At 36.1% G+C, this 20174-nt stretch carries 17 protein-coding genes; 12 read left to right on the top strand and 5 right to left on the bottom strand.

From position 1 onward, the window contains the following. Positions 1–10 precede the first annotated feature (10 nt). Positions 11–1078, bottom strand: a complete 1068-nt coding sequence (locus MCP_RS08080) for an ATPase AAA (protein ID WP_012900348.1) — start codon at positions 1076–1078, stop codon at positions 11–13. A 656-nt stretch (positions 1079–1734) separates the two neighbouring features. On the opposite strand from MCP_RS08080, the gene MCP_RS08085 reads away from it, so the two are divergent. The 6 genes from MCP_RS08085 (at position 1735) to MCP_RS08110 (ending at position 13010) form a co-directional block, all read left to right on the top strand. Further along, positions 1735–1995: a tetratricopeptide repeat protein gene (locus tag MCP_RS08085; RefSeq protein WP_231845201.1), complete on the top strand. Its 261-nt coding sequence runs from the start codon at positions 1735–1737 to the stop codon at positions 1993–1995. Between the two features lie 45 nt (positions 1996–2040). Continuing rightward, positions 2041–2322: a tetratricopeptide repeat protein gene (locus MCP_RS08090; protein ID WP_012900350.1), complete on the top strand. Its 282-nt coding sequence runs from the start codon at positions 2041–2043 to the stop codon at positions 2320–2322. A 112-nt stretch (positions 2323–2434) separates the two neighbouring features. Beyond that, positions 2435–3457 (top strand): hypothetical protein, encoded by a 1023-nt coding sequence (locus MCP_RS08095; protein ID WP_012900351.1) that lies wholly within the window; start codon positions 2435–2437, stop codon positions 3455–3457. A gap of 3 nt (positions 3458–3460) precedes the next feature. Further along, a complete protein-coding gene (locus MCP_RS08100; RefSeq protein ID WP_128567104.1) occupies positions 3461–5317 on the top strand; it encodes an alkaline phosphatase family protein in 1857 nt (618 codons plus the stop codon). A gap of 8 nt (positions 5318–5325) precedes the next feature. Then, on the top strand, positions 5326–9618 hold the full coding sequence (locus tag MCP_RS08105) for a DEAD/DEAH box helicase (protein WP_012900353.1): 4293 nt from the start codon (positions 5326–5328) through the stop codon (positions 9616–9618). Between the two features lie 5 nt (positions 9619–9623). Further along, positions 9624–13010 carry a hypothetical protein gene (locus tag MCP_RS08110; RefSeq protein WP_012900354.1) on the top strand — a complete coding sequence of 1129 codons (3387 nt, stop codon included), beginning with the start codon at positions 9624–9626 and terminating at the stop codon, positions 13008–13010. Between the two features lie 39 nt (positions 13011–13049). Here the strand turns inward: MCP_RS08110 and MCP_RS08115 are convergent, their stop codons facing one another. Then, positions 13050–13562, bottom strand: a complete 513-nt coding sequence (locus tag MCP_RS08115) for a DUF7004 family protein (protein WP_012900355.1) — start codon at positions 13560–13562, stop codon at positions 13050–13052. A 144-nt stretch (positions 13563–13706) separates the two neighbouring features. Between MCP_RS08115 and MCP_RS08120 the strand changes: the two genes are divergently transcribed. Genes MCP_RS08120 through MCP_RS08130 form a run of 3 tightly spaced genes read left to right on the top strand, consistent with a single transcriptional unit; the run spans position 13707 to position 15860 of the window. After that, positions 13707–14063, top strand: coding sequence for a hypothetical protein (locus MCP_RS08120; RefSeq protein ID WP_012900356.1), 357 nt, complete (start codon positions 13707–13709; stop codon positions 14061–14063). A gap of 30 nt (positions 14064–14093) precedes the next feature. Continuing rightward, positions 14094–15032: a DNA adenine methylase gene (locus MCP_RS08125; RefSeq protein ID WP_012900357.1), complete on the top strand. Its 939-nt coding sequence runs from the start codon at positions 14094–14096 to the stop codon at positions 15030–15032. 24 nt (positions 15033–15056) lie between these two features. Next, positions 15057–15860 carry a TRM11 family SAM-dependent methyltransferase gene (locus MCP_RS08130; RefSeq protein ID WP_128567105.1) on the top strand — a complete coding sequence of 268 codons (804 nt, stop codon included), beginning with the start codon at positions 15057–15059 and terminating at the stop codon, positions 15858–15860. Between the two features lies 1 nt (position 15861). Here MCP_RS08130 and MCP_RS08135 read toward each other — a convergent pair whose 3' ends face one another. Together MCP_RS08135 and MCP_RS08140 are read right to left on the bottom strand one after the other, a co-directional pair. Next, positions 15862–16497 carry a hypothetical protein gene (locus MCP_RS08135; protein WP_012900359.1) on the bottom strand — a complete coding sequence of 212 codons (636 nt, stop codon included), beginning with the start codon at positions 16495–16497 and terminating at the stop codon, positions 15862–15864. 528 nt (positions 16498–17025) lie between these two features. Next, entirely contained in the window at positions 17026–17928 is a 903-nt protein-coding gene (locus MCP_RS08140; protein WP_158301470.1) for a tetratricopeptide repeat protein, read from the bottom strand. Between the two features lie 344 nt (positions 17929–18272). Between MCP_RS08140 and MCP_RS08145 the strand changes: the two genes are divergently transcribed. Further along, on the top strand, positions 18273–18674 hold the full coding sequence (locus tag MCP_RS08145; protein WP_012900362.1) for a nucleotidyltransferase domain-containing protein: 402 nt from the start codon (positions 18273–18275) through the stop codon (positions 18672–18674). After that, positions 18667–19194: a HEPN domain-containing protein gene (locus MCP_RS08150; RefSeq protein WP_012900363.1), complete on the top strand. Its 528-nt coding sequence runs from the start codon at positions 18667–18669 to the stop codon at positions 19192–19194. The genes MCP_RS08145 and MCP_RS08150 overlap by 8 nt, the downstream gene beginning before the upstream one ends. Before the next feature lie 129 nt (positions 19195–19323). Here MCP_RS08150 and MCP_RS08155 read toward each other — a convergent pair whose 3' ends face one another. Continuing rightward, positions 19324–19572, bottom strand: a complete 249-nt coding sequence (locus MCP_RS08155; RefSeq protein ID WP_128567106.1) for a hypothetical protein — start codon at positions 19570–19572, stop codon at positions 19324–19326. A gap of 49 nt (positions 19573–19621) precedes the next feature. Here MCP_RS08155 and MCP_RS08160 point away from each other — a divergent pair, with 49 nt between their 5' ends. After that, on the top strand, positions 19622–20086 hold the full coding sequence (locus MCP_RS08160; RefSeq protein WP_128567107.1) for a hypothetical protein: 465 nt from the start codon (positions 19622–19624) through the stop codon (positions 20084–20086). Positions 20087–20174 lie beyond the last annotated feature (88 nt).

Below are 20174 nucleotides of genomic sequence, written 5' to 3' on the forward strand. Positions count from 1 at the left end.
GCCTTGCCTCTCAGTTGAGGTATTTACCGTACCTCTCCGTAAATTTATCCAGATCCACTGCAGCGACCAGTTCCCTGGTAAAATTCTTGTTCATGCCCTTGATGGTCCGGTACATCCATATACTGTATTCCGGCCGCATATTATCAGCCACGGCCGCTATCTTACTGAGCTTTTTCTTATTAGCCCGGTACTTTTCAATGAGCCCGCCAGCCACGCCAAATAGTAGCTGCGGCTCGGTTATCCTGGTCACTTCGTCCGGGTGGTCAAGAATATTATCCAGGTCTACATTATCGTACAGCTTTACATGTGCTGTAAATTCCACGGCTGTGGCCTCGCCCACAGCGCTCTCGGCGATCATCCTTATCTGTTCATAATCCTTAAGGCCGCTAATGCACCTGGATAGCTTCTCCCATGATCTCGGCGTCGGGAAGGAATATTCACCATCGAGGCCCGGCTTATACAGCAATGAGGGCTTAAACTTGATGAAGGCGAGCACCCTGGAATCGATACCGTGCCCGGCACCCCATACTGTCCAGTCATCGGCGTTAGGCTGAGCCAGCTTGACGTTAAGGAACCTGTTACGGAGCGGGTATGGTATCTCGTACACGGCCGCCCTGTCCGTGATGTCGTTTCCCGCAGCGACCACGTAAACGCCATCCGACAGGTGGTTTTCTCCGATTTCCCGGTCGTTCACGATCTGGTAGAACATACCCTGTATCGACGGCGGGGCCAGATTAAATTCGTCCAGAAATAGTATGGCCTTCGTTTCCGGCATGCACATGTATGCATATACCATCGGAATGCACCACTCGAATCCACCGTTCTCGTCGAACCTGGGCAGCTTAAAGTCGCCCAGATCCAGCATGAGAGCCCGCTGATCAACGAAGGTGAAATATTTAGACGTGTGAGCCATTACCTCTAGCTTTTCGCACTTTGGAATGTCATTCCATGCCATGAATTCCCGCTGTGCCCTGGCGGCGCACTCCATCGCGAATTCCTTTATGGTTTCCGACTTGCCGATGCCGATGCCGCCCCTTACGTAGAGGGGCTGTCCATTGTTATAAGAGATTTCCAGCACGGTCTTTAATCCGTTGTGATTTATATCGCTTATGTAGTCAGTCCTCCGTTAGTCATATCCCTTCGACGACTGTATAACGGCCATATATTGTAGCGTCCATGTCGTTTACTTTCTTTTGTTAATCGTACCTGTAAACAAATGCCGGGCATTCATCGTCTTCCGTAAAGGCGAGAAGCTCCAGGGCAGGTAAAACGCTTACTTCACAATATGCCTCGTCGATGAAATAGAGACAATGGTAACAGCATTTTAGTATTAGCATTTGATCTTTCGCCTGGCCTCTGTTTCACGTGTTCATGTGTTATTATGGCCACGTTACCCGAGGATGGAGTAACGTGGCCTGTCCGGCCCTTTCGATAACACCATTATGGTAGATAATGGGAGGTGAAAGCTGTTTGCTTTGGGCCGGTTGTTGGTCGTACCCGATTCACGAGCCGCCCGGTGGTGATAAGATATGACATTTGGTGATAAGCTATGATACACATTTACCGGACGGTTCGTGTACTACCCATTAAGTAGCTTTTAGTATAAATAATTAACTTATTACATAAAAAGTTGTTATATTACAAGCATTTACATTATAATAATACATAATAATCGGTCGAAATTTGAACTATTATGGACAAGCAGATCATTCATTCAGAGGATGAATAGTGGTCATGAACAGGGCGAACTTCATCCACTGGAAGGATATGATCGACGAGTTGATCGCGGAATATATGAGGGCACTGGAGCTCGACCCCTATGATGCTATGGCGCATTTCAATCTCGCAATTGCCCACCAAGATAAGAATATGCTGGAAGAGGCCATCGGCGAATATAAAATGGCCCGGGTACTGAACCCGTATGATTTCAAGGTGCAGAATAATGACGGGGCGCTGCACCTGAACAAAGGCAGGATGTATGACGCTTTGCTGTAGTTCCGGGAGTCGGTCAGGCTGAACCCGAATGACTATATATCGCATATGAACCTGGGCGTGACGTTGATCAAGAAGGATATGGTCGATGATGGGCTTAAGGAGCTTGAGAAAGCTATTGAGCTGAACCCACAATATGCCGATGCATACTATGAGCTCGGATCGTTCTTTGAGAAGGCCCAGGATGTAACAAAAGCCCGGGGGGCATATGAGAGCTTCGTGAAGTATGCCTCAAAAGATGATGAAAGAGTTGAGCGGATAAGCAAGCATTTAGTTGAGATAAAAGAAAGAGAGGATGCTGAGAAAAAGGGGGAACAAGTTTACCAATAAATGGTAATAAATGTAAAAAATTAATTATTTATGAAATCATTACATATATTTTTAAGGAAAGGTTTTAAGGTAGATTGCGCATACCAGTATTATATTTACTATAAGTGGTATAATGGTAATATTGAATATTAACTATCCGCTATTGGATCAAAAACCTGAAAAAAGATTGCTATTTTTGAACACGATAATAGATGTTATTCGTTCTGACCATCCTATAGTTTTAAATAAAATTTTAACTGAATCTGATATGAATACTTTTTTGAAGATAATTAATTCTGCGTATAAAGATGTATTTATTATTGATAATTATTCCTTATCAAAAAAAGGGATATTAGATGGTGAAATTGTTTTAGGTTTAGATATTCTATTCAAAGATATTCAAGATAAAAAGTTAAATCCGTTTAACCAAATTCCGAGTATGGAAAATAAAGATGATTCTATATTATTAAAAAGGGTTGATTTAACATTAAATACTTTAAAAAATTATATCTTAAATCCGGGATTTTTTAATTTATGGCTTTTTAAATATTTTGATAATATGTTTATACCATATAACAATACCGGATATACAATATATAAAGCATATTTTGATGAAATGAAAATCGATGAAGTTAAAACATATTTTAGATCTGAGTTAATCGCTTCTGAAATTAGAAGATTACAAAAAAGAGAAAGTAATAACCAAATTAGCCATACAGATTGTGTTCATGTTATTGAATTTGTAAATGAATTTATGGAAACCCTGGATATTAGAACAAAAGAGTATCAAGCAGACAATATAAAAAAATTGATAAGTGAGTTAACTGATGGCAGATATGATAGCGAAGAAGATACTAATAATTTAACAAAAGATAAAATTCTATTATTAGTCGATGACCAAGTTAAAAAAGGTAGAGTAATAAGTCATTATAAAAATGCGCAAGTACTGTTCATAGATAGTAATGTGATAACTCGATCTTTAGGACCACGATATTTAGTGGTTTCACAAATGTTAAAAAAATTTGACTCTGCAAATTTAATAATTGTCGAACCTTTAAAAATTGTTGGAATTCAAGAGGCAAAACAATTATTAGAAGAAGGAATTGATGCAGGACCATCGGTCGATGCAGTTAATGAATATTTGTCGAAGTGTTAGACGATGTTTGAAAGTAAAAAAATCGATATTGTAAATGAGTTCCAGGATATACGAACAGTATTACTTTTAAGATTACGGGAAGGAAAAATCACTCAAGATGAGATATCACAAATAACTTTTTATTTAAAATCACCCAGGGAGACTCTAGATATCAATAGAAGGGATATTGGTAATCAGGAATTAATAACAGAGGATATTAACTCTTTGAGTAATAAAAAATTGATCCTATACACATTAATTAAGTTAAACCAATACTATAAAAAAGACAAAGAAGAATATATCAGGGTTTGTGTCGATGGGCAAAGCATCGTTTGGGAGAGCGTTTTTAATTCGGCAGAAAAAATAATCCAGATAAGAAATCGATTACAGTCTATTGATAATGATGCTTATGAGAATGATTATGTAAAATCAAACAAAATTGTTAGAAAGCACTTAGCACTTCTTGCAGAATCTTATAAAGAGTTATTACTATTCGAGAAGCAGATGGGTATAGACCGTTATCTTGCCACATCTGGGCTTAAGGATATTAAAATATTGCATGATATGGTAACAGAAACGCGTAAAATTTGTAACGATAAACTCAATAATTATATTAATATTTACCAAGAAAAATGGAATCTAACATCTGTATCATTGTGTATTAAAAAGATGTTCAATCCGAAAATATATGATTCGGCAGTAACATCCTGCATGTATTCAGACCAGCAAAGAGTGATCTATGTATTATTGGATGGCTTTGGATATTCTCAATATTTATGGTTGTCTAATGGTTTAAAAGAAAGAAAAAGTACTACATTTGGTATAAATCTATTTGAGTGGTTACAAGGAAAAGATGAGTACAATGATAAATTAATACTAGGTTCGACATTAATTACGGATACAGGTGCCGCGTTAACTACTATATTCACGGGGCTGTTACCTGTAGAAACTAGAGTTATATCATCTAAAGTATATAATGGTACATTAAACGATAAAGAAAAGATTGCGGATGTAAAAAGAGTAGCAGAAGGGGGGTTATCAAGATATATTGGAAAGAAACCTGAAACGTTTCTGAATCATATCAAAGATATCCAATTTAATATACTTAGTGCAACCAAATCTAGTAAGGTCACTAGTGATTTTACTAAGATGCTATATGGTGACAATAATGTTGTTAATATAGACCCTTCCGACCGTTTGTTCAAAAACATTGTTAAAACAATTGTTAATAATAAAAAGCAATTGATTATTGCTTATTATCCATTAATCGATCACTCTGGCCATACAATAGGTTCATTTACATCTTTTGAATCGTATGAGTATGAAAAATTGAACTTATTACTTGTGGAATTTATGCTTGACCTTGCGAAAAATAAAAAAGAAATTTTTGATGGTAAAACAACTATAATATTTTCAGCTGATCATGGGATGTTTGAGACGTCGTCCAAATATATAACTAAAAAAGAGATAAAAGAGGAATTTGAGCATAGTAAGCTTAAATCGCCGTATATATCTGTTAGTAATCGATGTCTACTCTTTTATGATATAAATAGGATGGATCTCGAAGAGTCATACTCTTTAATAAAGGGGTTATTAGAGAAAAAGGGTATTCCGAACAGAATTTATAGGTATAATGATCCTATTATAGAAAAGTTGCTTTGTAAGAAAAATGAACCAATTGACTATAGGGCACCAGATATTGTTTGTCTTTTTAGTGATGAAGGAATTGCTGTACCGTTTAAAGATATAGATGAAACAATGCTACATTATGGCGGGCATGGTGGATGCAGTAGTGAGGAAGTATTCGTTCCATTTATTACCCTCCGATTAACAGAGCGTCTATATGAAGATTTAACAGGTTATTTTTCCAAATTAGGATAGGTGAATTTATGGTTGATGTATATTATTCGCACATAATGGATGACTCTCTTAAGAGCATAAAAAATCCTGAAATCTATAATGTTGATGGAAAAATTATCGATTTATTGAAAATGATAAATTCAAAGCATCCAGGCTTTTCCAATTCTATAATAGATACAAATAATAAAATCCATTCTCGTGTCCGCGTATATAAAAATATTATTTTTGAGGATGGGCGTATAGCAGATAGCGATAAAACTGTTTATGTAAATGATATTAACGATAATATTTCAAACACCGATAATATATTATTTTCTATATTCGATGCAGAAAAATTTAAAGAATTAATAAATCAAACTTTATTAAAATCTGATCAAAAATTTACTTATCGTAGTGTAAAAAGCCAGGGCATATCAAAGAAAGACTATAATATATTCATAGATGATGTAAAAGGCCCTATAAAGGAATCCATAAAAAAATTTAAAAATGGCGACTGCACATTAAAAGATCTTAAGGTTTCTGATGGACAACACATCAATATTAGATTAAAGGAATCTGAGGATCCATTTGATCGTTTTGACAGAAAAGGATCCAAATTGTTACCTTCACCGATAATTAGTGCCATATCGAAAATTTGGGGATTTAACGAAGAAGATTCAAGATTATACTTACACCAAGAAGATTCATTGTTCTTCATACTTAGTAAGCTAGAAAAACCACAGGACATCAATAAAAGTTGTTTACTACTGTCTATCCCGACTGGTGGAGGTAAAACAGAAGCATTTCTGATACCGATAATTGCCCATATTTACGATGATAAATTAAAAGATATAACAAGCGGATATGAGCCGTTATCCAAAGTACGAGCAATAATCACTTATCCGACAAAAGCACTCGCAAATGACCAAGCGAATCGTATCGTTGAAATATTAAATGAAATAAATAGGCAAGCAATACCACATCAACAAATTACCTTAGGTATATTAACAGGGGATACACCAAATCCCCAAAAACTCTATAAAGATAATCCTATTCAGCTTTGTCCAGAATGTAAAGAGTCAAACTTTGAGTACATAATTTCTGATTCTGAGAATGGAAAAAAGTTATACACAATGAAATGTAGCCATTGTGGACTTGAGATTAGATTCGTGCGGCTTACAAGGGAGGATATAATCACATCACCTCCAGATATTCTCATTTCGAATCTTGATATGATTAATGTCTGTCTGCAGTCGCCTAAATATAGAAATATTTTTGAGCAAAAAATCGATTTGATGGTATTTGATGAGTTCCATCTATGTGAGAGTATATACGGATGCCATGCTGGACATTTGTTGAGAAGACTGGAAGAAGCATCTGGAAATAAACCATTGTATATTGGTGTAAGCGCGACTATTAAAAATGCAGAAGAAATTGCTTCATTGGTATTTAATGTAGACAAAAAAGACATTTTGTTCTTATCGGATAAGAATCGTTCTTATCTTATAAATGATGAGAATAATCGCTATAGGTATCATTACGCAATTGTACCATATAATTATAAAGAAAATAGGTTCATGCAAGTCGTAACTACAACATTAAATACTGTCGAAGTGCTAGGTCATTCAATTAATGATCCACATTTCCGTAAAACTATTGTTTTTACTAATTATCGGCATGATACTGATAGCTTAGTAAGAAATCTAAAAGGAAACGAGACTAAGTACTTTAGAACATATAAAGAGGACGTATTTCCAAAGATTGAATCTGATGTACCACTTGATAAATCCGATGAAAGAGTCGGAAGATATGTTGGTAAATGGTATGACTATTTAAAGCAAAATGGCATGCTGAATGATGCTATTCTAGAAATTGGCTGGCATAGAGGCGGTTTGGAACCAGAGGAGCGTATTAAGTCAATCACGAAGTTTACCACAAGTAAAACGACTAATTGGAGAGGCAGGGAACAGTTAAGCCCGATAGATATAATGATGGCAACCAAAACGCTCGAACTTGGTATCGATATTGGCGATGTAAGCAATGTTTTTAATTCGTCGGCACCGTTCACAGTGAACGAATATGTTCAGCGTATTGGTAGAGGTGGCCGAAAGAAAGATTCTATAGCTGTAACGGTAATCGACCCGACAAACGCTATGGATTATTATTTCTTAAATGAATTCGAAAACTTTGCTAAACCTGAAAAAAGGGTCTATGAAGATGCCCCGATTCTCATATCTAATCAAAGTATTGTCGATATTCATTTAACTGCAAGAATACTGGATTTTATAGCCAGTGAACTCCGGTCAAGATCAATTAGCGATAGGCCGATAATAACTATAGAAAATATTAAAAAAATAAAAATATCGTATAAAGGAGAACAGATAGATCTAGTTAATAATCCAAAAATATTTGCTGAGGTTATATTAGATTCGACCATTAACAAGATAATTTCTATAAGCGACGAAACAAAAACAAAATCAATAACATCTTATATGGAATGGTTTGACAGAGAGCAAAAAATTCTTAACACGAATAAATATAATGCATCTGTAGAACAAATTAAAAAGGTAATTATTGATAAATGTGTTGAAATTGCTGATAAAATAAACCGCGGAATAGTTAAAGATCAAGATATTATTAGTGGTCCTGGATCTAAGATTAGCGATTTAGTACCAAATATGAGAGGAGCGGGTTATACCTGCCATATGATGTTAATAACTGGCAAAGAGGACGCAATAAAAGATGCAATCGGAAGAATACAGGTCCTCTCGCACCATCCATTGGGTGGATTCGCTACACAAGGTGCAAATAGTTATAAGATCGATAGCCTTGAAAGAGATCCCATTATTGAGTTAAAAATTAAAAGGCTGCTAAACATTAATGCAAAAGCGTTTGACTTTTATAAAAAACAGTTTGGAGAATCATTCCCTGAAGACGCTATAGCCCTAGATGTACAGACACCACTGAATATTAAGGTTCGTTATTATCCCTACCGATTTTATTGTCCTAAATGCGGTAGGACATACCTTAAGCCTACGGACGAGGGTAATCGTTGTATCAATTGTCATACCGAACTTGCCCAGATAAGTGAAGTATACAGATGCAGGAACTGTGGTGAAATTTATGAACCACCAGTGCCAAGAGTTTGTATGAATCCAGCGCATATTAGAAGAGAAACTGAATTTATGCAATCTATGAAATCTGAAGCAAAGTACGATAAGTTTGCATTCAGATCATTACCTGGGTTATACTGGCAATGCAAAGAATGTAAAAAAGTATTCAATTATCATGATAAGAATGGTATAGATTTGCCAAAAGAATTTATGAGGAAAAAATTTGATAAAAATCTTGATTTTGACATTCCAGAAGACGTGGCAAAATTATATCAGTATAGGCCTGAGGCTAAGTTAATTAACCGAACAGAATATTTGAGTAATGGCTATAACTTGCCAAGATATACTTGCGGAAAATGTGAAAATAAAAGATTTGATAGTGTAACAGCTGTTGATCTACCGAATACTAGAACAGTATTGCTAGAATATCTTATATATAAAGATGAATTAATGTCCCCCGAGACTGCGAAATTCGGATCGGTAGACTTTAAATCGGTAGATGTAATATCACTTGGAAGGGAATATGTTACACGATTTATTAGCTCAAATGGATACGAATTAAAGATATATGATATATTTCCAAAAGATATTGGCCAATACAGCTATATGGGTAATGTATTTTCCACACATTCTATAGGTATAAAATTCTTACCTGGACTGCTAGATGAATTCATTTCCACTCAGCATTTTTGTATTAATGGTAGCTGTTCAAATTGTGAGAATATAGTAAAATTAGATAGCGCAGAGATGACTAGACCAACGCTTGATTTAAAAGATTGGGAACGCCAGAAAAAGCCGGATATAAGGCGTAAATGGTGCGAAACAATAAAAGGAATAGTATGCGATAATGCAGATTGTACATCATGTGCAAAATTTGATAGAGAAGCATATCTTAGATATCTTCTCCTACATACTATCAAACATGGAATAATATTATCTATGCCAAAATATACGGGCATCAATAAAAATGAAGTTCGAGGTATTATATATCCTAATGATGAATCATCGCCTGAACTTGCATTTCTGGATTCCCACGAAAGTGGTTCAGGATCAATATATTTAGCGAAAAGAAATTGGGAACAGATATGGGAACTCTCAAAAGAGCTCATACAAAATGCGAGAGACAATGAAGGCACGTTGTTATTGCCTAACTTCTGCTCGAGATATAATGCAGACTTATGCCCGTTTTTAGCAGCGGAATTCTATAAATTTTTAGATAAAAGGCGATGATATAATTGTATGACTCGAAAGGCCTAGATGCGAAAGAACTAATTAAAAAAATAAATGAATCCATCGCAGAAGATTTAGAACAGTTAGCGGATGAAAGGCCTATTCAACAAAATTTTTCGAATAATTATTCAGATCTTCAAATAGCATGCCAATATATAACCAATCATGAGAGCAATAGTATTTTTTCGAAATTAGAGAATAACATTTTATTAGCATATTCAATTGAAATTTCCAAACGCTTCTGTACTAGTTTTTGGAGAGAATTTTTCGAACAATTGAACATGGATGAGAATTCTTATAAACAAGTGAAAATTCATGATAATTTATGTAAACGACTTGATCAGATTGGTATCCAAGTAGAGAAAAATAAACAAGGATCGAGATTACTTGTAGGTACATTAAGATTATTGACAGAGGCTAATATTAAACCAGCAATCGATTTTTGTATAAAATACTATAAAAATTATTACTTAAAAAATCGTAAGGAAAAATTTCATGATATTTTTAATTTATATTCCCATGATACAAATGAGTATGAATTATATGAAGTGGTTAATGAAAAATTAACTAAAATCTTTGATTATATCAAAGACAATATTGACATAATTGATATAGATAACGATGAAGATGTGGTAGAAAAAATAAAAAATAACACAAATATTAACATAAAAAATATAATAAGGGCCAAAATTTCCACACTATATAGTGAAATTTTTAACAATTATACACCAATACAATTTAAAAGTATATTGAGAAACAATCGAGATAATAATGTAATATGTCCTGACACTAAGACCGTAAAATGTGGTTCACTCGAAGATGCAATCATCGATTATGGGGTATATTCAATAAATGAAAATGAATATACAATAACGCCTAGTATAAAGATAAGTATTAACGATATGGCTCAATGGCCATGTTGTGAAATATGTAACAAAAATGGATTATACTATTATAAAAAAGATGAAGAATTTAGTGTGTATAAGGGTAATATACCTCAAATGGTCAGAGCATTTGTAAATAATGGTGAAAAACAATTCATTTGGTGTGGAAATATAACAGTAGGCGAAGAGTACCTGGTAGATGGAATAAGCTATCGTTCCGAGGGATTTTCTTGGAATCCTGATTTAAAAATGATGTGGGGACAAAACAATGAACTTCCATTTTTACAAATTGAAATCCCGAAGATAGCTTATTATGATGAAAATAACTCAAGAAAAAAGATTCAAATTAATATAGAAGACGAAATCAAAGAGTTAAAAATAGGTAGCGACGGAAGTTTAGTACATAAAAATTTTTACTTTAAAATAGAAAAAATGTTAAAATCAAACAAGTTTTCAATAAATATGTCTGCTTCAATTAGAGATAACGATTTCCATCGTAACCAAATTATTGATTTAGAAGACAATATGCTTTTTTCTGGTAGTACAAGAAATCGGATAGTATCTCAATATGCTCGTAATGAAAAGATAAAACGTAATTTTGGAGATGATCGTTATTATCTATTCACAATAGCTGACAAAGAGGATATAATTGTAAAAACATCAATCGAGGATGCCAAAGTAGAAAAATCTGAGGATGAAGAAGAGTATGAATTAGAATCCATTACATATCTTGGCGATCTATCAAGGTACCATATTTATGAAATCGCTTGGACTTATGGTGATAATTTAATAATCAAAGCCGGAAATTGTAATTGGAAATTTGAGAGAAAAAGTTTTTTAGAATGGCAATTTGAAAGCCCTGATAATGTTTTTTCATCTATTAGCGATATACAGATAAGCGGATTTTGTAATTCAAATAATGACCTAGAGGATGGTTTATATTATAGGATCCTTGATGACAATTATGATGAGATCAGTAGATTTGCCGATAATGGTGTAACAATAAATGGTCTTCACTTTTATATAAATGGTAAAATTATTTTAAAAGATTGTGCCATTGATAACAATCTAGAAGAAGGAGAATATGTGTTTGAAATATTGGCAGAGAGTACTACTTATTCAAAAAAATTTTATATTGTCCCAAAAATTTTCCCAATATCTTGGCCGTCTATGCTCATTGAGGGTGAAAAATCAGTTGTTAGGATAGAATCAGATCATCCTGTGATCATAGACCCGGTTAGTAACAAAGAAGTAGAAAGAGTTGATTTTGAAATTTATGGTAAAGCTATTGAATCTTCTCTTGATGGTTTAATTATAGAAGAAGCCCCAATTTCCGTAAAAGTGGGCTTTAAAAACCCATCTGTAATTAGAACGTTTTCACCATTAAAAGTACCATATCTATTCGCATATAGACTATACCGTAAGGATAAGAAGTCATTAAACCTCATAAAAGAAGCAGAATATAATAGCTTAGAGGATACAATTTTATACGTCTATGGAATCCCCGATATGTTTGTAGTATTAAAAATCGATGGTCAGCATTATAAAAGCAAACGTATTGATACAAAAGGATACGTAAAATTTGATGAATTAAAGGACTTATATCGGTTTTGTAAATCGAGTGAAACATCGGTTTCTATTTGTCTTCAGTATGATTTAAACGCGCATACAGCCGTAGTTGCGCATAAAATATTTAAAGTTATATGGAACCCAGAAACACTTTCGATTGCTCATGATGAAGTTTATTTAGGTAATAATATTAAAGCCAACATATGCAGTAAAGGGCCAAGTGATAAAAAGATCACAGTTATGCTCAGGACCCCAACGATGTTGCTGGAAAAGCAGGATATACAATGTACAGGTAAGGAAGAGTCTAATGAAATTTGTTTCAAACTAGAAAAAAAAGTTGAAGATACATTCCTATATCTTGAAACCTATTATTCATACAATGATATTTTACTTAAATCAAAATATGCCATTATAAATAATGGACTAATTATTCCAATAGAAATCGAGAACGGTGCAAAGACAATTATTTCTGTATCTGATTTTTATAAGAATATAATCAGTATTGTTCAGGATATATTATATCAAGAGCACAAAACTATTATTCGATTAAGTAATACATCACTTAATAAGATTCAACTAATGATTTTGAATATTTTAATTGCATTAGATTCGAGTTATGATGTTGTAATTCCGGATAGCGCTCGATATATGTATTATTCAGAAATTAAAAATATATGCGGCCGAGAAAATTTAATTGTATTAAAGAATAGCGCCATAATAGATAAAGTCGAAAATGTTTTATCATTTAATATTCAACAACAATCACCAGCTGGCATCGGCGCATCATCAATTAATCTTTTAGAAAATACCGAGTACATATTTTCTAGGCCTTTGATATTCATTGATTGTCAAGATCTTAAGCTGGAAGATAAGAAAGCCATTTTAGAGTATCATGGCAAGAGAAAAATCATAATGATTGAAAAAAAGATAAAAACATAGGTTAAAGAATATATCTAGAAAGACTTAAAATAATTGTCATCAGAATCCTCTTATCTTGCACTCTTCATCAATGACTTTCCAAGGTTTACCTTTACTTTCATCAGCCGCAATTTTGGGTGGTACATTTTCTAATAGCACACGATGTACACCAAGCCGTTTTATCCTCTTTCCAAGCTTTGTCCAACGTTTGTTCTCTTCGGCAACCATTGCCATATAGAGAACAGATAACCAAATTTCCATTTCAAGGGAGTCTTTATTATATTTTGATGAAATGGTGCTAATTAATGAAAAAGCCTTAGTGCTAGTCTTTAAATCACTCGTCGTAATATCATATATTTTAACAAAATCATTATAAATTGTATCAGGCCCATAGATATTGGCTGAATCCCGTAAAAATTTAAAATATTGTGTGTCTGTGGGAGGATACCAAGGAATTCCTATATTTGGTCTCTTTAATCTTACCTGCCAACGATCAAATCCCCCCTGAAAATAATCCAAAGCACTTCCATCAATAAACTCTTTAAAAGAGCTATTGTTTGTTTCCTCGGACATATAAATTTGTATATTTGAAACATCTAGCTTATATTTGTTGTGCGATTATTTTCATATCGCAGACTAACAAAGTAATTGTAGGATAATAAATTAAATAATTAAGTAAAACTGGTATCACTTCACACGAAATTCTTTCGGGATAATATGGCGATATTTGCAATAGATTTTGATGGTACGATTGTAATCGATAAATACCCAGGGATAGGGGAACCTATTCCCGAAGCTATCGATACAATAAGAGAGATAAAAAAATTAGGCCATAAAATAATAATTTGGTCATGCAGAGTTGACCCCCAGCTCTCGGAAATGCGTGATTTTTTAATTTTTAATAGGATACCTTTTGACCATATTAACGAAAATTGCCCGGCAAAGATAGCCTACTACAATAATGATACTAGAAAAATCGGTGCGGACTACTATATTGACGATAAAATGATTGGGACTTGGACCTGGCAGGATGTTCTCTCAATAGCAACTAAGTATGCTAACAAGAAAAATTAATACTATAAAATTAAATTATGGATGGTAAGCATGCAATTAACACTAACAAATAAAGAAATCACCAATGCAAAGCCTTTTTTAAAATGGGCAGGCGGTAAAACACAATTACTTGAAGATCTTGAAAAACGATTGCCACAACAAATCATAGCCGATAGGATTATCGAAAACTATGTAGAGCCATTCGTTGGTGGAGGCGCTATGTTCTTTTATCTAAAAAAGAACTTCAATGTTAAGAGCGCTTATCTATTTGATATTAATCCCGAATTAGTATTGGGTTATACCACTATAAAAAAGAGCAATAAAGAGCTAATAAGAATCCTACACGATATGGAAAATGAATATCTTAGTAAAAACGTAACTGATAGAAGCGTATATTTTTATCAAGTCAGAAATTCGTACAATGAGGAAGATAAACAATTCGACTATAAAAAATATAGTGATAAATGGATAGAAAGGACAGCCAAGCTTATCTTTTTAAATAAAACATGTTTTAACGGATTGTTTAGACAAAACAGCAAAGGCGAGTTCAACGTTCCTTTTGGAAAATATAAGAACCCGACGATATGTGATGAAAACAATATCACCGAAGTTAGCAGAGCTCTTAAAGGTGTATCGATAATTTGTGGAGACTTTGGGAAGACTTCTAGGTATATACAAAAAGGAACGTTAGTTTATCTTGATCCGCCATATAGACCACTAAATAATACATCAAGTTTTACCGACTATTCAAAAGATGGTTTTGGCGATGAGGAACAAAAAAGGTTAGCTATGTTCTATAAAAAAATGGATAAAAAAGGTGCGTATCTAATCTTAAGTAATTCTGACCCGAAAAATGAAAATCCAAACGATAACTTCTTTGATGAACTTTATCGTGGATATAACATTAATCGAGTAAGGGCTAATAGGATGATTAATTGCCAAGCAGAGGGAAGAGGTTATATATCAGAGTTAATAATAACTAATTATTAAAGAGGAATTACTATAAACAATAAAATTAAAAATAAACAGCCCCTTACTTTAAATCCAAGTAATTTCAAACCAGAATATTCAACCCTTTGGTCTTTTCCAGAAAGAGGAGATTGGGCTACACATTCGCCTGATTATAGGGGTAATTTTGCCCCTCAAATTGCGAGAAATATTATTTTAAAATATTCAAAAGAAGGAGACGTTGTTTTAGACCCTATGGCGGGCGGGGGAACAACACTTGTCGAAGCTAAGTTACTCAATAGAAGGGGCATTGGTATTGATATTAACCCTAAATCTATTGAGTTAATAAAAAACATCTTAAATTTTGAATCTGAATCAAAATATGAACCCGATGTCAAAATTGGAGATATTAGGAATTTAGGAGATATCAATGAAAATAGTATAGATTTAATTGTTACGCATCCACCATATTTGAATATCATAAAATATTCTGAAGGCAAAATAGAAGGCGATCTTTCTAATATTTCGAGTCTAAAAAAGTTTTGCGATGAACTAGAATTAGGAATAAAAGAATTTTATCGAGTTCTAAAAGAAGACTCTTATTGTGCAATTTTAATAGGTGACACAAGAAGAGCGAAGCATTACATTCCGCTATCCTATTATGTCATGCAGAAATTTTTAGATAATAATTTCGTGCTTAAAGAGGATATTATCAAAGCTCAACATAATTGTGAATCTACACCATACTGGAAAGGGCAAGCAAAAAAACTGAATATTTATTTAATAGCGCATGAGCATTTATATGTATTTAGAAAACCTCGAGAACATGAAGATTTATCGAGACTGAGATATAGTAGAAAAATAAATTAAATTATAAGGTTGATTGTCCGTCATTTTTCAAATACCATAAAGGTTTAAGGTTCGGTTGATATCTCCTATTTTTCTTATTTTCTTTATCGGTATATTGAGAGGTTGGCGGCTGAAATCTCGCAACGCTCATACACATATTATCAATCTCTTTAGGATTGTCAATAAATTGACGAATCCATCCCTGATAAAACAAATTTTTAGGATCAAAATTGCTCTCTCGTGTATAATTTAATTCTTGCTCGATCAAAAACAACTGAGATAAACATGCTATTGTTTTAATTGAATTTAGATAATGGGGGAATTGTTCATTATCAAAAACCCTAACTTCTTCTAATGGATCGCTGCCATAAAATATATTGTCAAAAGCCATTAATAATTTATTTTTTAAGTCTGGCCTAGCTCTTACCCTTAAGTTCAAATCAATAAAAACACGTAGATGATTTGGTTTAAAGTTTCTATAATGATGATTTAACCATATTTGAAAATTCTTCTTTACATCATACTCATTTCTGAGCGACCCGGGCAGAACAGAAGGCCGTATTACATAAAGTTCGGCATTATCATTATCAATGTTAATTGTTGATTTCTTATCGAATTCGAGCTTTTCAATTTTAGCCAACAATTCATTTTTCTTCATACCATAACCCTAAGATATCATGATATTTTATTGATAATATTTCTATCTCTGAAAACTTTTCTAGATTCAGCTTGACCTTCTTGCTCTACATGACTAATTGTACTAATTCATAAATTCGGCACTCATCTTCATGTACCCCAGCTAATCTCAAACTATTTTTGAAAAGGTGCTTCTACATCACGTGGCAAAATGCAAAACATGTTCATTCTATTGTGCCATTGTATCCTTTGTGCCTTAACGCCAATGAACAGGGCTTTGTGCGCCATTGTGTCATAGTGCCTTTGTGGTGAAACCGATACCGCGCCGATATAAGATTAAAACAGGAATCACTCAACCGCAGGCAGCATTACCACAAACCGGCTTCCTTCATTATACTCCCCACGCACCCGGTTCTCGACCCACACGCTCCCGCAATAGCTCTCCACCTGCGACTTCACCAAGTACATCCCTAACCCACTACCTTTCGCACGATTCGCGGCGTTCGAGAAAACGTCGACTACGAAGTGAAAAAGAATACAATAATAAACCCTACCCTCGCTTAAGCAGCTCCAGCTTCTTACGGACCATCTCAACACCCGGTTCCATCTCAACAAGCACTTCATACTGCTCGATAGCTTTATCCTTCAAACCCTGAACCAGGTACAAACCGGCGAGCACACGCCTCGCCTCATAATTATCCGGATTCAACTCCACGGCCGTCTCCATCTCGATCCGGGCATTTCTAGCATTAAAAGCCTTAAAATACGCATCCCCGAGAAGATAATGCAAGAGGTCATTATCAGGATATATCTTCAACGCCTGCCGGTAAGCATTAATGGCATCGCCGAGCCGGCGCAAGTCCGCGTAGAACGCGCCCAGAAAAAGCCAGGCTTCAAGCCACCTGGGCGCCAGCCGCAGTGCAGCTTTTACCTCCCGCAGCGCTGCACCCTCATAAAAAGACGACAATGCATAAGCGAGATCCAGACGATACTCCTCCTTATCCGGGGCAAGCTTTACCGCTCTCTCGACTTCTGCCCGGCCGCTTTTCATGTCATCCATCATGAGTAAAAGGGTACCCAGACGATCATGTGCTCCGGCATCATTAGCATTCTTCTCCACCGCCATCCGGGCGTCCTTTAATACCTCATCAGGGGCTTTATTGAAACGCGCAATATGCCGCAAAAAGAAACGTATATCCAGGTCATCCGGGGCAAATCGCGCGGCCCTTTCCAGTTCCCTTGAGGCTTCATCGCCATTGCCCGTCATCAGCCAGGCCTCCGCCAGCTTGAAATGGGCAACTGCATGGTCAGGGAGCTTATTCGTGACCCGCTTAAATTCCTCGATTGCATCGTCATACCGACATTCATCCATCAGCTCCCTGCCCCGGTTAATAGCTTCACGGGCTTCATAAGCCTCGGCATCGTCCATCTCAACCGTATAGTCTTCGTCCATCTGTATCGTATTGAATGGTTTGACTACCCATGGATAATAGAGTTGGGCATAAAAAAATTGATTTATAGCGCCGTAATTATCAAACTCTTTCGGCTTAGCGATTTCAGATCCCGCTGAATCGCCTGTACTCTGGGATAAGGCAAATATGCATAGTTTGTACCGAGCTTGTTTTTCAGCCGGAAGCCGATTTCGGTCCAGAAGCGACTTCACCAGGTACAGCCCGAGCTCATTTTCCTTGACTCTCCCCAACCCGTAGAGAACCATCCGAAGGCATTTCTTTCAAGCACCCCACAAGTTAAAAGTTTATATGATGCGGACCCATAATATGAATTGGCTCAGGAATCATGTTCGACCAGGATACCAGGAACGACCTTGAATTGATAAAAGAGGCGATCAACAAAGAATTACCCGACGTTGAAGCCATCTACCTGTTCGGAAGCGTAGCCAGAGGGAACTATCGTAAAGAAAGTGATTACGACATCCTGGTATTAGTAAATGACCTGCCGGACAATAAGATTAAAAGGATATCCCGGATCAGGTACGGACTTCTAGGTAAGATAAAAAGGCCGCTAGAGCTGTTTATTCTGGGCACTGACGAGCTAGAATTTTCATCGCCTTTCCTCTACGAAGTCTACCACAACCATAAGCAGATCTATGGTAAAGACGTAATGTCTCGCTATAAGGACATAGCGAAAAAAATGAGGCCGTTCGTGCTCAACGGGGTCAAAGTAGGATACTATGTCTAGCCTGGCGGAAACTAGGGCCGTCCGATACTTATTGGATGCGATCTTTGACAGATCGCTTATCGATGCTGCTATCGATGATAATATACCCTCGTTAGCCCTGTTCCACATGGAGCAGCTATGTGAAAAATCTACCAAAGCTTGCCTCGCTACGATGAATATTCTTATTACAAAGGAACATACGTTCAGCGATTATGTTGAGGCCGTATTGATTCCCGATTCCACTGCGTTTCAAGAGGATTTCAAGAAGCTATTGCCTGCTCTTAGCGATATCGAGACCGAATACATTTCTTCGAGATATGGAGTTGATTCCTTCGGGCGGGTGACTCTCGAAGAGTATCAAAAAAATGACGTTCTCCGGTTACGGCAAGCTTCATTTGACTACATGGAATTAGCCTTTAAGTTTGTCGAATCAAAGTATGGTAAAAAGTTCCCGAGAAATAAAGACGAACTGTTGGCGTATATGAAATCAACCTATGATGAGTTCATCACGAAGAGTTCAATTAAAAAGAATTTGAAATAATATAATTTTATACAGCTTCATAAACAGCCCCTGGCCGAACCCTTCTGCATTCTGTTAAAGGTCAAACCTTCAAAACCATCCGCCACACACAGCCCATCACCGTCGACGATCACAGGACAATACACTCTATTAAAAGCGATAAATAATTAAGTTATAAACCCAAACATCCAAAAGCATGATAAAACAATTAATTGCTTCCATAGCGATTTTATCATCCATCATACTCATAACCGGGTGTACAGGCATACAACAGGCAACAGTGACCCCGACACCTATTCCCTCACCAACTCTGAGCCAATCGGCTCCGACCATTACACCAACCCCGTCACTCTCTCCTTCACCGAAACCAACAACACTACCCGCGGCAAACGGCCTCATACCTGGCACAGCTCTCTACAACCCCTTCAACACCCACAACTACGAATACGTGGCGACCATCACCGACTACCTCGGCACACGCCCATACAAATGGGCCGACTCCAACCTCACCACAGACACATACAACGGCCGAAGCGCATACCACTGGAAAGTCAATGAATACGACACCTCCCACAGCCTGGCCAAAACCACCGACTACTATTACGACAAAGACCACGCCCTCCTCGGCGGGCACATGAAGATCCAGCCCAACGTAGACAGGGACTTCTCGTCCTCAGAAACGGGCATATACGGCGAAGCCACCGAGCCAAGGAACTACGATTACCGCCTCGAAGGCCGCGAATCAGTAACCGTACAGGGATTCACCTACCAGGACGCCGCAAAATACGCCGCACAAAAAACCCCTTACGACAGCGTCACCATCTGGGTCGAAAGCTCCATCAGCATACCGGTAAAGATCGAGTACGCCTACAGCAACGTACGCATAACATACGAACTAACGGACATGAGCTGATAAGCCTGGTAATTCCGGTATTTTCAAAGACTTGTTTATTATTTTATATTGCACAAAGGTGATAGTGCCACAACGAATGAACAGGCAA

The organism is Methanocella paludicola SANAE (assembly GCF_000011005.1).
In the GTDB taxonomy this organism is placed as follows: Archaea; Halobacteriota; Methanocellia; order Methanocellales; family Methanocellaceae; genus Methanocella; species Methanocella paludicola.